Origin of the sequence: Clostridium arbusti SL206 (assembly GCF_000246895.1) — a bacterium.
GTDB classification, from domain to species: domain Bacteria; phylum Bacillota; class Clostridia; order Clostridiales; family Clostridiaceae; genus Clostridium_I; species Clostridium_I arbusti.
Genome location: NZ_BAEV01000105.1, coordinates 1 through 13,630, shown reverse-complemented (window position 1 = coordinate 13,630; position 13,630 = coordinate 1). Strand labels below are relative to the sequence as shown.

The window sequence follows — 13,630 nt, the reverse complement described above, 5'->3', positions numbered from 1 at the left end:
AGGCACATTCAAATAAATAACTAGTCAGTATGCTAGTCTATTTTGAATCCCACCGCGTCAACAGAACCCTAAGATAGCTCACTATCTTAGGAACCTATTTCCTTGTTGACTTCAAAATATACGTCGCATCTTTGACTTGTTATTTATTTTCATATGCCTTATTTGTTTTGAGATAGCCAGTTATTCTTTTTTATAAAGTCTTTCTTATATATTATAAGATGTTATAATGTAACAATAGTAAATTAAACAAAGGAAGTGATTTAATGTGGAAAGATTTTAAAAAGTTTGCATTAAAAGGGAATGTGATTGATTTAGCAGTAGCTGTAATAATAGGAGCAGCCTTCGGGAAAATAGTAACTTCTCTAGTTAATGATATTATTATGCCACCTTTAGGATTAGTTTTAGGAAAAGTTGATTTTACAGAATTATACATCAACTTGGGTTCAAAGAGCTATACTTCATTGGCTCAAGCTAAGGCAGCAGGAGCTCCTACAATAAACTTTGGAGTATTTTTAAATAATATAATACAATTTTTAATAATTGCCTTTTCTATTTTTATTGTAATAAAACAATTGGATAGATTTAAGAAAAAAGAAGAAAAGGTTAAAGTAGAAAAGAAATGTCCATATTGTTATACCAATATATCTATTGAAGCAACAAGATGTCCTCATTGTACATCAGTATTAGAGGAGTAAAAAATAAGAACTTGGAAGAGAATTAAATTAGTTACCTTCCAAGCTCTTTTATTTGTATAGTTATAATTATCAAATAGGATTATAAGATTCTATGATTTAATAATGTATAGTTTCCTAATTTGAAGCTCTGTCAAATACTTGTTTAACAATTTCTTTAGTAGGTACACCTTCATGTGCCTTAAAGTTGCCAACATAGTATGTAGGCACATAATAGTAGTCATATTTTTTAGATATTTCTGGATGAAGTTCTTCATCAACTACTTTAATTTCAATATCTTGGTATTTTGGATTCTCTCTTTTTAAACTGTCCATAAAGGAAAGAGCTTGTTTACAATATGGACACCAGCTAGTTACAAACATAGTTACAGGTTTCATTATTACCACCGCCTAATTATTTCATTTGTATATAGATAAGTAATTTAAATACTTAAAATCTTCACAAGTTTTAGTTTTTCATATATAAGTTATTTTATACTGATTTTTGATAATGTATTATCAATTTATAAAGCAGTATAAAATATTAAATAATGATTATTATTTAATAATAAAACTTTTTCTAAAAATACACAATAGTTTTTATGAAAATTTATAATAATTGATGCGCTGGAAAATTAGCACAATAAAGATTGATAATAACCATATCAATCTTCCTTAAATATATCTTCTTTAATATTTCGATTATACCGTTTTTCTCTCAGCATTTCTATTTCAAATTTGTAAGGTGGTTTTTTGTTTCCATTTTCATTAGCAACATAAGGAGTTTCTAAAATTTTAGGAACATCTTTTAAGGCCTCATGATTTGCCACATAACAAAGGGCATCAAAGCCTATATGACCTGAACCAATGAGTTCATGTCTGTCTTTTCTACTTCCTTTAGGATTTTTACTGTCATTTAAATGAATTACTTTTAATTTTTCAAGTCCGATTATATTATCAAATTCCTTAAGTACATCATCAAAGTTTTCTACCACATCGTATCCTGCATCATTTATATGGCAAGTATCAAGACAAACTGAAAGTTTATCATTATATTTAACACCATCTATAATTTCTGCAAGCTGCTGAAAAGTTCTTCCACATTCTGTACCTTTTCCAGCCATAGTTTCAAGGGCTACATTTACAGTTTGATCTTTAGTTAATACCTCATTAAGTCCCTTTATTATTTGTTCTATACCTTTTTCATATCCAGCACCAACGTGTGCACCAGGATGAAGCACTATTTGTTTTGCTTTTTTTAGGGCCTCAGTCCTTTTGATTTCCTCTCGTAGAAAGGTTACAGCAAGTTCAAAGGTTTCAGGCTTTATGCTGTTTCCTAAATTTATTATATAAGGAGCATGAACTACTATTTCTTCAATGCCATTATTAGACATATGTTCAATAGCTTCCTCTATTCTTAATTGATCTATAGGTTTTCTGGAAGTGTTTTGTGGCGCACCAGTATATACCATAAAGGTATTTGCACCATAGGAAGCAGCTTCTTCAGAAGAACCTAAAAGCATTTTTTTCCCACTCATGGAAACATGGGAACCTATCTTTAGCATATAATCACCTCGGCTAATATTATAACATAATATTTAATTTATAAGGCACATTCAAATAAATAACTAGTCAGTATGCTAGTCTATTTTGAATCCCACTGCGTCAACAGAACCCTATTTCCTTGTTGACTTCAAAATATACGTCGCATCTTTGACTTGTTATTTATTTTCATATGCCTAATAGAAGAAAAGGAGGAAACAACCTTTTCTTAGTTGAAACTTGATTAAGAGTTATCGGATAAATTAAACATTTTAAGAAAATAATTTGAAATGCTTTTTATTTCTATATTATAATAATTAGTGTAGTAGTAATAAATTATAAGAAATGCAGCCATGACAAGGGGCTTAATGCCTTGCACAAAATATATACTGGAGGTACATAAAATGAAAATAGCTATGGCAAATGACCATGCTGGTTTTGAATTAAAAGAAGAAATAAAGGCAATCTTAGAAAGTCAGGGACATGAGGTAATAGACTTTGGAACTCATAGTAAGGAGTCTTGTGACTTACCAGATTTTATTTATCCTGCAGCTTTAGCTGTTGGAAAAGGAGAAGCTGATCGTGGAATATTTGTGGATGGTGTTGGTTATGGCAGTGCTCTAATTGCAAATAGAATATACGGAGTAAATGCTGTAGTTTGCCAAGATCCATTCTGTGCAAAATTAGCACGTCAGCACACTGACAGCAATGTATTATGCATTGGTGGAAAAATAATTGGTTCTGCAATAGCTCTTGACATTGTAGATGTGTGGATGAAAACTGAATTCTTTGCTGGAATTGAAAAATATGAGAAACGCGTACAAAAAGTTAATGAGATAACAGAAAGACATTTAAAGAAATTGTCTGAGATATAAAGAGTAATTACGTTCGAACTGCTAATGAATGATTTTCTCAACAGCTATTGATGATAGTGAATCAAATGATCTATAAGAATAACCTTCTATGTATTATCATAGAGGGTTATTCTTATAGATAGATTAAGACACATTGAAATAAATAACTAGTCAGTATGCTAGTCTATTTTAAATTTTACTGCATAAACAGAACCCTCAGATAGCTCACTACCTTGGTCACTTGATCCTAAATAGACCTGATATCTTTTAATTAATATTTATTTTCATATACCTAAATTAATTTACATTAATTGGTAGATAATTTTGTTCATAAAATATTATTAGTTAAGTTAATTAATAGTTACAATATGGAAAAGAAACTGTAACATTGAATTGATATTATATAAACATGAAGATTACCCCCTTCAGATGTGTAGCGTTCATATGGAAAGAGCATTGGTAGAGATACTGATGCTCTTTGCGCGTGAAATTAAATCCTCTATAGATATTTTCTGCCTCAAATTATATTCTATCCATTTTTGTTATAAGTTTTTATTACAAAGATGTAGATAAACTCAATAGTGAGAATGGAGTTATCTTAATAAACAACAGTGAGTTTGGTAATGATAAAACGAATAAAACTTATGTTGGTTCAGTAGTAAACTTATGTGAAAAGTTATTTTAATAATCCAGAAATTAAAATAAGTTCAACAATTCTTATATTAGTAAATATTTTATTTATGGTCATTACAATTTCCACTCTTAAATAAAACAGTTGTAAAAAGGGGCTGTTGCATTAGCAATTTTGAAATTGCTAATGCAACAGCCCCAACTCATTTTTTTCATAATATTTTACTTGATACTAGTTCAGCGAAACTTTTTAAGTCCTTAAGATGTTTTTCAATTATTTCTTTTATTATATTTATATTTACAGTTTGATAATCGTGGACTGCTATATTTCTGAAACCAACCATTGATTTTAAGGTTTTTAGCATATTTTCATCAATGAATTTATTACTGCAAAGTAATTCAAAGGCATCTTCACTATTCTGAGGAATTCCTAATTTTTTATTTGAAACAATATGCATTGCCATGTCTATAGAAGCCTCACAGGACCTTTGAATATTTAGAATTATAGAATCCTGCTTAGTATAATTTTTTAGATTTTCAGGGTTATTATCGTATTCTTCATGTATTCTTTTTATACATCTTTCTATTATGGCTATTTTATTAAGTATTACATCATTACTCATATACAGAACCTCTCTTTTTTATACTTTTCAAAATTACGTCTCTTTCTTCGTTTAGGGTAGCATAATCTTTAAAAGCATACATTTCAAAATAAGCTGTCTTGGTATCTTCAGAACAATATATTTTTTCACCATTATAGAGTATTTGAACTTTAAATACAGTTCCTCATATTTATAATTATTTACCTAATAAATATAAATCTAAACCTAGCTATGATTTATATTTTACTAGGTCTAAATAAATAGAATGAAAATAGTTATCATGATTTAGCTTTAAATTGATTACCACACTTACTGCAGGTAATAGTAACTTTGCCTTTTTTTCTAGGTAGTCTTAGCTTTTGAGAACAATTTGGACATTTAACTATTTTATATTCTTTACGCTGACTAAAGGAAGCTTTTCGTGAATAATACTGCTGCTTTATGATATTGAAAAAATTATTAAAAGTGGCAAGTTCTTGATAACGTTTATATTTATTTTTTGAAATAGTTCTATAAATTCCATAGGCAAGTAAGGCAAAAGCTACAAATGATGTATATCTGTTAAAGCTTAGGATTACAGCTAAAATAAAGATGTAAGTTGAAAGTTTATCAACACCATAGCAATCTCTAAAATAATAACGAATTCTATCTAAAAAGTTTCTCATATTTGAATTTACACCTCCAATTTAAGGGTTTTATATAATTAATATTCTATCACAAAGTCACAATTTAGTGCATTCTTATTTGATTTATTCATATATTTGAATAATCTATAAGAAAAGGGTCAAATAAATTTTCACAAGTTGAAAATTGAAATTGGAAAAAATTGCACCACGAGGGTAAATTGTACTGAAAAAATAATATAATTATTTTTTATCACAAAAATGAACTCTAATTAATAGTTTAATAATACATAAAATAAATATCACATAATTTATAAAATTATGGTGCATAAGGGATAAGCACATATTAAATGTATAGATTATACTGTTAATTGTGTAAAAATTCAAAAAAAAGCTATGAAAGCCTTGAAAAAAATCTTTTTTTTACTAGATTATTATAAAAAATTAAGGTATAATCTAAGAAAGCTATAATAATATTAAATTAAAGCATTTATTAGTAACTATATGTTAGCTTGCATTAGATAGTATATTAGTATGAATTTATCTCAAACTTAAATGAGAAAAGTATATTCTCTAAATAGTGCAAACTATGATATTATGTTGAATATATAAATTCATGTTATAAATGCAGGGGGTACTTCAACTACTGTTGCTGGTATTGTTACAATTCATATTTTAAGAGGGTATGGATAAATAAAATTGTGTATGGGGGGTATAAAGATGAAATATGATGGAATAGGTGTTCATCCTAAAGTTAAAGAGTTGTTAAACAGGTATAGTATTTTAAAAGATGAGTTAAGCAGATTGATAGAAGAAAAAGAATATATAACTGTTACTGAAATTCCAAGACTTGAATCTGAATATAAATTCAAATTGGGAATTGCCGAATATGATTGCTTTGCTTTGAAAATTCAAATGAGAGCTATGAGACATGAAGTAAAAATTCGACAAGCAGCTCTTATTAAAGGTGAAATAATTACTGATGAAAAAGTAAAAGAACAAATTGATTCTGAATTGAAGAATTGGAAAGAGCAAATTGCTCAAATGAATGAAGAAATCAATGCAGCTAAAATATATCTAAATAGTCCGACTTTGTCAGAAGAAGAAGTAAGGCAATTTAAAATGCTTTATAGAAAACTTATAAGAAATCTTAACCCAGACATAAATCCGGATTTGACAGAGGAAGATAAAGCTTTATGGTTAGATATTACTAATGCATATAAAAATGGAGATATTAAAGAATTGAGAGCTCTAAGCCTTAAGGCTGAGAATATAGAAGAAGATATCAAGTTAAATGATGAAAATGTGCTAGATAATATTAGCAATAGAATAATTGAAATAAGAAATCATATAGAAAAGACTATAGAAGATATAAATAAATTAAATTCTGGATATCCAGTTAATTTAAAAGATAAATTAAGTGACAAAGAATGGGTTAATAGAAAAAATGAAGAGCAGACTAAACAAATAGAAGATTTAAATAAGAAAAAGGTATTTCTAAAGGCTATGTTAGCTGAATTTGTTTAAGACATGTGAAAAAAATATTCTAGCATACTGACTAGTTATTTATTTGAATATGCCTAAAGCTTATATTAATCGAAGATGAATATATTATCTAAGTTTAGAAATAATATAATGAAAACTAAGAACAGCAGCTGTTTGGTTGCTGTTCTTATATATTTATAGTATTAAGGGCTGGAACTCAAAATTTTTTTTGTTACTTTTTTCATGTAATATACTATAAGAGACAACACTGGAATTACAATAGACATGGGAAGGTGGTTTGTTATCCTATGAATAAAGTGAGGATAAGTTTCTGATATTACCATTATGTCGAAATAAACCCATATAACGAATCCAAATACAATACACATTAATCCCCAATTTTTAATCTTTAATAATTGAACTGTTCCTAGTACTGAACAGTATATAAGTATAGATATTTTAAAAAATCCTCCTAACATTAGAATGACTATAAAAATTATATCCAATCTGTTTAAAAAATCACCAATGTGCACTAATCTAAGAGTTTCAAGTAAAGGATAATTGTTTACGCTAGCAAAAGTATAGCCTAATGCAAATAAAAACAGTATGTTATTTAGAGCCAATATTACACCTTCAGTTATTGTAGCAAAAACAACAGCCTTTTTCACTTTTGTTTTTTCCATAACAAAAGGATATAGCATAGTCATAACTATAAATTCAGAATATGGAAGCTGAATAACTTTGTAGCCTTTAATCATAGTAGGAATAAATCCATTTTTTAAAATTGGATAAGTATTATAATAATATAGACTGTGTGGAGTAATAACTAGTAGTATCCATAATACAATAATACTTATAATAATTATTATTAATACCATCTGGGCCATGCTTCCTATGTTCTCAATGCCCTTATATACACTATAAACAATTACAGACATAAAAAGTGCTCCTATAACAGGTAAAGGTGTTCTAACTAAATTGAAAACTGCAATAAGTTCCGCAAAATCTCTCAAGTTTCTATAAGCTAAATATGAGAAATAAACTATATATGCTGCACTTAATCCATAACCAATATGTTTTCCATATATTTTAGGAAGATAGGTTACTATGGAATCATTAGGATACTTATTATGTAAAATTATATAAATCATTTGTATGAGTATGGATATAATACTATAGAATAATAAAACAATCCATGTATCATTTTTGGCTTCAGGTGCCAAGTAAAATAGCACAGCAGTTCCATAAGGTAGTAAAACCATTAATGCATAAAATTGACGAGATGTAATTTTTTCCTTCATAGATGTATCCCCTTAAATTGTAATATATCTAAGGAATCGTAAATAAATAATTCATATATTTATTCTCACGTGCCTTATATAAATAAATTAAACTATAGAAATCTAAAACTATATTTATATTTCCACTAAATAACTTATATTATGAGCGTTAATTAGAATTTTATTTTGATTTCAATAGAAATAATGATTGAAAAGATTCATCTAAAATTTATTTAATTGATAGGATTTTATTAACATTTAGACTTTCATACAAATTAATCAAAGTATTTTTGTTAGTTTTGGGAATAGATAAAAGCATTACATTGCCTTAGAATATAAATATAAGGCACATTCAAATAAATAACTAGTCAGTATCTTTAGCTTACTATTTATTTTCATATGCCTAAAATAAATTTGGGGAGTGGTTATAATGTCAGATTTATCGTTAAGACATATATATAAAATATATTCTGGAGATGTTACAGCAGTAAAGGATTTCAATCTTGAAATAGAGGATAAAGAATTTATTGTCTTTGTAGGACCTTCAGGTTGCGGAAAATCCACTACACTGAGAATGATAGCTGGACTTGAAGATATTTCTAAGGGAGAACTATATATAGGTGGAGAATTAAAAAATGATGTTTCGCCTAAGGATAGAGATATAGCTATGGTATTTCAAAACTATGCATTGTATCCACATATGACTGTATATGATAATATGGCATTTGGATTAAAGCTTAGAAAGATACCTAAGGATGTTATAGATAGTAAAGTTAAAGAAGCAGCAAAAGTTCTTGATATTGAGCATTTATTGAGTAGAAAACCAAAAGCTCTATCAGGAGGTCAAAGGCAAAGAGTTGCTATGGGTAGAGCCATAGTAAGAGAACCAAAGGTATTTTTGATGGACGAACCTTTATCCAATCTTGATGCAAAGCTTAGAGTTCAAATGAGGACAGAAATAGCGAAGCTTCATAAAAAACTTGAAACTACATTTATATATGTTACTCATGATCAAACAGAAGCTATGACATTGGGAACAAGAATAGTAGTTATGAAAGATGGTATAGTTCAACAAGTTGATACACCACAACAAATATACAATCATCCTATAAATGTTTTTGTAGCTGGATTCATAGGAAGTCCACAAATGAACTTTATAGATGCTAAAATAGTAGATGAAAATGGTAAAATTGTTTTGAAGTTTGAAAATGAATCAGTACCATTAAATGAAGAACATAGTAAAATTCTTAAGGAAAAAAGTTTCATTGGTAAAGATATAATTATGGGAATAAGACCAGAAAACATAGATGATGATAAGGAATTTATTGAAAAGCATAGTAATGCTATTATTGATGCTAAAGTAACAGTAACAGAACTTATGGGTGCTGAAACATTTTTATATTTAACTAAAGGAAAGTCTAGTCTTACTGCAAAGGTAGCAGGTACATCAAAAGCAAGAATAGGAGATACTATAAAAATAGCTTTTGATAACAATAAGATACATGTGTTTGATAAGGAAACTGAGGAAACTATATTCTAGGGGGCAAATATCTATGGATCAGTTTAAGAATTTTCTGCAGGAACTCAGCAGTAATACTAAGATAAATTTTAGTATTACTTATGAAGATGGTAATGAAATATTTAAAAGTAAAGGTTTTGTAGAAAGTTCTGACATTCTATATATCCCCATAAGCATATGTAAAAATAGAGCAGGAATAAATCTGGAAAGTAAGTTTAAAGCCTGTTCTAAGCTATTAAAGTATACAATTGAAAATAAATATAAAGAACTATATTTGACAAAAGAACAAATACTTATGGAGATATTAGAAGGTAAAAATGTATCTAATGATGAAGTTTCTAGTAGTATACCATTTTTGTCAAAGGGATGTTTCTTATTTCTAGTATATGTTGAGAAAAATATACAGGAAGCTTTAGCTGTAATCAAACAGATTTATAGAGATCAAGAAGTAATAAGTATAATAGATGATAATAAAATTATTGTATTAGGAGTTTTCTCTGAAACCTCAGAACATGCTAAATCTATAAAAGAAGCTATAAATTCAAATTTATTTTTAAATTGTAAAATAAGTTTTAGCAATATTTTTCACGACAAATATGAAATGGTATCAGCTTTTAATGAAAGTAAAGAAGCAATGATATTTGGAGATGTATATTCTTTAAGAGAAGATATATTAGATTATAATAAACTGCTTTTTGAAAAAATAGTTTATAATTTGGATTCGGAACTTAAACAAAAACTATTAAATAATTTTGCAGGGAAGTTTAATGAGTTTGACTATGAGATGATAAATACAATAGAGGAATTTTTTAATTGTGGACTTAACATAACGGATGCTTCAAGAAAATTGTATGTTCATAGAAATACTTTAATTTATAGATTATGCAAGATTGAAAAAGAAACAGGTTTTGACATTAAAAATTTCAAAAATGCTACTGTTTTTATAATTGCTTTTCTGGTATGGAGAGAAAGTAAATAAAAAGTTTATTCATGGTAATATATATTATATATAATTTTAGATTTTCACTAATACTCTTTGCATAAGTTTACCATTAAATGGTAAAGCACTTATGTTAAGAGTTTTTTTATATGAATTGAAAATTAGAATTTAGACACGTGAAAATAGACTAGTATACTGACAAGTTATTTATTTAATTCGCATTTATAGGGGGATAAAATGAGTAAAATAAAAGCTTGTATATTTGATTTAGGTGGAGTTATTATTGATACAGCTTAAATGTAATAGGGACATAAATCATATTAAATAAAGATAATTGATATGATATTAGTTTCGGTGTGGCAGAGCAAGTTTGCGTAATTTAGCGGGTGGAAATTAAAGCTGAGTTACCAAATGATAATTTTAGAACATTTTTTTACTCATATTTATATTCATTTAACATAATTAAATTAGTAAAGATTGAAAATATTTACTATTAATATAGTATAAGTTTGATTTTTTTAACTTATTATGGTCTTTAAAATCGTAATTGTACAAAAAAAGTATAGATGCTACATTTAATAACATTATACTATAAAGTAAAATAATAAATAGATAATCTTAAATTTTGAAAACGATTAGATTGTAAAGCTTTAATCTTACTTAATCAGGAGTTTTATAAGTGGCTAAAATAATTATTTATAAGGGGGAATGGAAATTTATGAATAAAAAAGTGTTAAAAAAAATACTAAGTCTAGCTATTCCTTTGGTGCTGGTAACAATTTTTTCAACATCATATCATACATTTGCAAAAACCAGTGAAAAGTCTAGTAGTTCAGATAGCGTTATTGTAAATGTTAATACAGATAAGGCTAGGTATAATCTAGGGGATAAAGTCAAAATAACTATTTATCTTAAAAACAATGGAGCTTCAGCTATAAATAAAGGAACAGTTTCTTTATATTTTAAACATCTTGAAAAGCAAATTGATATTTCTTCCACTAAAAGTTTTACTATTGAAAAAGGAGCAAAAACTACTTTGACTTTTACATGGACTCCTCCAAGCACTGATTATCAGGGGTATTTGGTGGAAGCATATGTAAAAGATTCTTCAGGTAATATAATTGATAATATGAATACTGCTATTGATGTATCTTCTAATTGGTTAAGGTTTCCACGCTATGGATATTTAACAAAATTTGGATCTCAGTCATCTGAAACTAGCAGCAATATAATATCTCAGCTAAATGATTATCATATAAATGCCATTCAATATTATGATTGGCAATGGAAACACCACATACCAATTAAGGGTGACCCATCAAATCCGGATGCTTCATGGGATAATCTTGCTAACCAGAAAACATACAAGAAAACAATTCTTGACTATATAAACTCCGGTCATGAGAGTAATATAGCAGCCATGGAATATAATCTTATATACGGAGCTGTAGATGGATATACAACAGATGGAAGTGGAGTAAAGAAAGATTGGGCATTGCTTGACAGTGCTGGAGGGACTCAATGGAAAATGGATATGCCTAGTGGCTGGGCAACTTCGGCTCTTTATTTCTTTAATCCTTTAAATACAGATTGGCAGAACTATATTTTAAATAGAGAGAAAGATGTATTCAAAGCATTTCCATTTGATGGATGGCATGAAGACACAGTGGGAGACTGGGGAACGAAATATACAACTAGTGGACAAGCTATTTCAATAACGGATACCTTCAAACCTTTTATTAATTATGCCAAAAGTCAATTAGTCAATAAAAAAATAATATTTAATCCAGTTGGGTTCAAGGGTCATACTGCAGTGGCTCAAAGCAATGCTGATGCTTTATATGCTGAATTATGGCCGGGGGATGGATTTGTCACATATAATGATATAAAAGGTGCAATAGATACTTCAAGGACTGAAGGTAATGGAAGATCATTAATTGTTCCTGCATATATGGATTATGATGCAGCAAAGGCACATAGCGAAAGTAGTCCGGGATACATGAATACACCCGGAGTTCTGTTAACGGATGCAGCAACTTTTGCAAGTGGCGGATCCCGCCTTGAACTTGGAGATGACAATAGAATGCTTTGCAGTGAATACTTTCCAAATAGTAATATGATTATGAGTGATGATTTAAAGCAAAAGGAACGTAGATATTATGATTTTTTAGTTGCATATGAAAATCTTTTACGTGATGGACAAAATGATACATCAAACAAGGTTGAAATACCGGGTATTTATACAAGTAGAACCAGTGAACCAAATAAGGTATGGACTTTTACTAAAAGTGATGGAAATCATCAAATCATTCATCTTATAAATTTACTTGGAGAATCGAATAACGCTTGGAGAGACACTAATGCAGATTATCCAGAACCTACTTCCCTATCAAATCTTAATGTAAAGTATTATTATACAGATTCAGTTGGAAGTGTATCTTTTGCTTCACCTGATTATGAAAATGGAAAGACTATAGATTTACCATTTCAAAAAGGATATGATGCGGGTGGAAATTATGTTGTATTTAAAATACCTACATTGCAATATTGGGATATGATTTACATTAATAAATCAACTGTACCACCAACAACACAAGGAACCTTTACAAACCCTGGTTTTGAAGCCGGGAATATTTCTGGATGGACAGCAACAGGTACTTCTTATGGTGTAGATGGAGATGATGTGCATAGTGGAAAGTTCAAATGTTACTACTGGAACGGAAGTCCATATACACAGAATATTGAACAGCCCATTTACGATTTGGCCAATGGATGGTATAAAGTAAGTGCATGGGTGAAACAAAATTTAGGTACTCCCAATACTTCTAGAATGGAACTTGCAGATTACGGGGGAGCTCCAGTATATACAAATATACCACATGGTGATGGATACCAACAGATTAGTGCTATTGTTCATGTTAATCAAGAGCATCTTAAAATTGGTTTCTACCAAGATGCTCCAGGAAGCACAAATTTACAGATAGATGATGTTATACTTGAACCTATTGCTGCGACTGCAAATAGTAATTAGTAATTAAATATTTAATTTTTATGATAAGGAGACAAATGGGTATGGAGATCATTTGCCTCCTTTAAAATCTTTAGATGACTAACCTAGAGGAAAGATTAAAATAGAATGATGAATCAGTATACAAGATTAGGAATAAAGTAAAGATAGTTAAAAATTTCAAAGAATATTTAAATGAATTAACTTTTTACTGAGCTGAAGAATCTGTATTTTTTAACTTTTTTTCAATATCCTGAAGCATATCTTGTTCTAAAAACATTATAATATAACACATAATACTTACAGAAAATAATACTAATATTGCACCATTTATTTTAGTTAATATTATCCATGAAATAGCAATTCCTATAAAAGCTATTATACATATATTTATTTTTTTTATTAAGTACATAAATGATAATTTCAGCATATCTTTTTTCTTTAGATAAAATCTTGATATTATAGGGAAAATATATA

The 13,630-nt window shown here is 28.5% G+C and carries 12 protein-coding genes; 6 read left to right on the top strand and 6 right to left on the bottom strand.

Annotated features, from left to right (window positions below; all coding sequences use genetic code 11):
- The first annotated feature begins 263 nt into the window (after window positions 1-263).
- Complete coding sequence (gene mscL / locus RH99_RS15340; protein ID WP_010240257.1) at window positions 264-695, top strand: large conductance mechanosensitive channel protein MscL; 432 nt, start codon at window positions 264-266, stop codon at window positions 693-695.
- A 114-nt stretch (window positions 696-809) separates the two neighbouring features.
- Here the strand turns inward: mscL and RH99_RS15335 are convergent, their stop codons facing one another.
- Entirely contained in the window at window positions 810-1,070 is a 261-nt protein-coding gene (locus RH99_RS15335; RefSeq protein ID WP_010240256.1) for a glutaredoxin family protein, read from the bottom strand.
- Window positions 1,071-1,336: 266 nt separating this feature from the next.
- Window positions 1,337-2,236 (bottom strand): deoxyribonuclease IV, encoded by a 900-nt coding sequence (locus tag RH99_RS15330; RefSeq protein ID WP_010240255.1) that lies wholly within the window; start codon window positions 2,234-2,236, stop codon window positions 1,337-1,339.
- Between the two features lie 381 nt (window positions 2,237-2,617).
- Between RH99_RS15330 and rpiB the strand changes: the two genes are divergently transcribed.
- Complete coding sequence (rpiB, locus tag RH99_RS15325; RefSeq protein ID WP_010240254.1) at window positions 2,618-3,088, top strand: ribose 5-phosphate isomerase B; 471 nt, start codon at window positions 2,618-2,620, stop codon at window positions 3,086-3,088.
- 821 nt (window positions 3,089-3,909) lie between these two features.
- On the opposite strand, the gene hepT is transcribed toward rpiB, so the two are convergent.
- Together hepT and RH99_RS15315 are read right to left on the bottom strand one after the other, a co-directional pair.
- Window positions 3,910-4,320 (bottom strand): type VII toxin-antitoxin system HepT family RNase toxin, encoded by a 411-nt coding sequence (gene hepT, locus RH99_RS15320; protein WP_010240253.1) that lies wholly within the window; start codon window positions 4,318-4,320, stop codon window positions 3,910-3,912.
- A 257-nt stretch (window positions 4,321-4,577) separates the two neighbouring features.
- Entirely contained in the window at window positions 4,578-4,964 is a 387-nt protein-coding gene (locus tag RH99_RS15315) for a zinc ribbon domain-containing protein (protein WP_010240251.1), read from the bottom strand.
- A gap of 678 nt (window positions 4,965-5,642) precedes the next feature.
- On the opposite strand from RH99_RS15315, the gene RH99_RS15310 reads away from it, so the two are divergent.
- Window positions 5,643-6,449: a hypothetical protein gene (locus RH99_RS15310; RefSeq protein ID WP_010240249.1), complete on the top strand. Its 807-nt coding sequence runs from the start codon at window positions 5,643-5,645 to the stop codon at window positions 6,447-6,449.
- Between the two features lie 161 nt (window positions 6,450-6,610).
- Here the strand turns inward: RH99_RS15310 and RH99_RS15305 are convergent, their stop codons facing one another.
- Window positions 6,611-7,708 (bottom strand): GerAB/ArcD/ProY family transporter, encoded by a 1,098-nt coding sequence (locus RH99_RS15305; protein WP_010240247.1) that lies wholly within the window; start codon window positions 7,706-7,708, stop codon window positions 6,611-6,613.
- 409 nt (window positions 7,709-8,117) lie between these two features.
- Here RH99_RS15305 and RH99_RS15300 point away from each other — a divergent pair, with 409 nt between their 5' ends.
- The 3 genes from RH99_RS15300 (at window position 8,118) to RH99_RS15290 (ending at window position 13,177) form a co-directional block, all read left to right on the top strand.
- A complete protein-coding gene (locus RH99_RS15300; RefSeq protein WP_010240245.1) occupies window positions 8,118-9,227 on the top strand; it encodes an ABC transporter ATP-binding protein in 1,110 nt (369 codons plus the stop codon).
- Between the two features lie 13 nt (window positions 9,228-9,240).
- Window positions 9,241-10,185, top strand: a complete 945-nt coding sequence (locus RH99_RS15295) for a PucR family transcriptional regulator (RefSeq protein WP_010240243.1) — start codon at window positions 9,241-9,243, stop codon at window positions 10,183-10,185.
- 679 nt (window positions 10,186-10,864) lie between these two features.
- Window positions 10,865-13,177, top strand: a complete 2,313-nt coding sequence (locus RH99_RS15290) for a glycoside hydrolase family 66 protein (RefSeq protein WP_010240241.1) — start codon at window positions 10,865-10,867, stop codon at window positions 13,175-13,177.
- A gap of 184 nt (window positions 13,178-13,361) precedes the next feature.
- Here the strand turns inward: RH99_RS15290 and RH99_RS15285 are convergent.
- On the bottom strand, window positions 13,362-13,630 hold a 269-nt coding region (locus tag RH99_RS15285), incomplete at its 5' end, for a hypothetical protein (RefSeq protein ID WP_010240240.1).

Coding starts and splice junctions, on each gene's coding strand:
- hepT (WP_010240253.1), bottom strand. CDS start 4,320: ATGAGTAATGATGTAATACTTAATAAAATAGCCATAATAGAAAGATGT.
- RH99_RS15310 (WP_010240249.1), top strand. CDS start 5,643: ATGAAATATGATGGAATAGGTGTTCATCCTAAAGTTAAAGAGTTGTTA.
- RH99_RS15300 (WP_010240245.1), top strand. CDS start 8,118: ATGTCAGATTTATCGTTAAGACATATATATAAAATATATTCTGGAGAT.
- RH99_RS15295 (WP_010240243.1), top strand. CDS start 9,241: ATGGATCAGTTTAAGAATTTTCTGCAGGAACTCAGCAGTAATACTAAG.
- RH99_RS15315 (WP_010240251.1), bottom strand. CDS start 4,964: ATGAGAAACTTTTTAGATAGAATTCGTTATTATTTTAGAGATTGCTAT.
- RH99_RS15335 (WP_010240256.1), bottom strand. CDS start 1,070: ATGAAACCTGTAACTATGTTTGTAACTAGCTGGTGTCCATATTGTAAA.
- RH99_RS15305 (WP_010240247.1), bottom strand. CDS start 7,708: ATGAAGGAAAAAATTACATCTCGTCAATTTTATGCATTAATGGTTTTA.
- RH99_RS15290 (WP_010240241.1), top strand. CDS start 10,865: ATGAATAAAAAAGTGTTAAAAAAAATACTAAGTCTAGCTATTCCTTTG.
- mscL (WP_010240257.1), top strand. CDS start 264: ATGTGGAAAGATTTTAAAAAGTTTGCATTAAAAGGGAATGTGATTGAT.
- rpiB (WP_010240254.1), top strand. CDS start 2,618: ATGAAAATAGCTATGGCAAATGACCATGCTGGTTTTGAATTAAAAGAA.
- RH99_RS15330 (WP_010240255.1), bottom strand. CDS start 2,236: ATGCTAAAGATAGGTTCCCATGTTTCCATGAGTGGGAAAAAAATGCTT.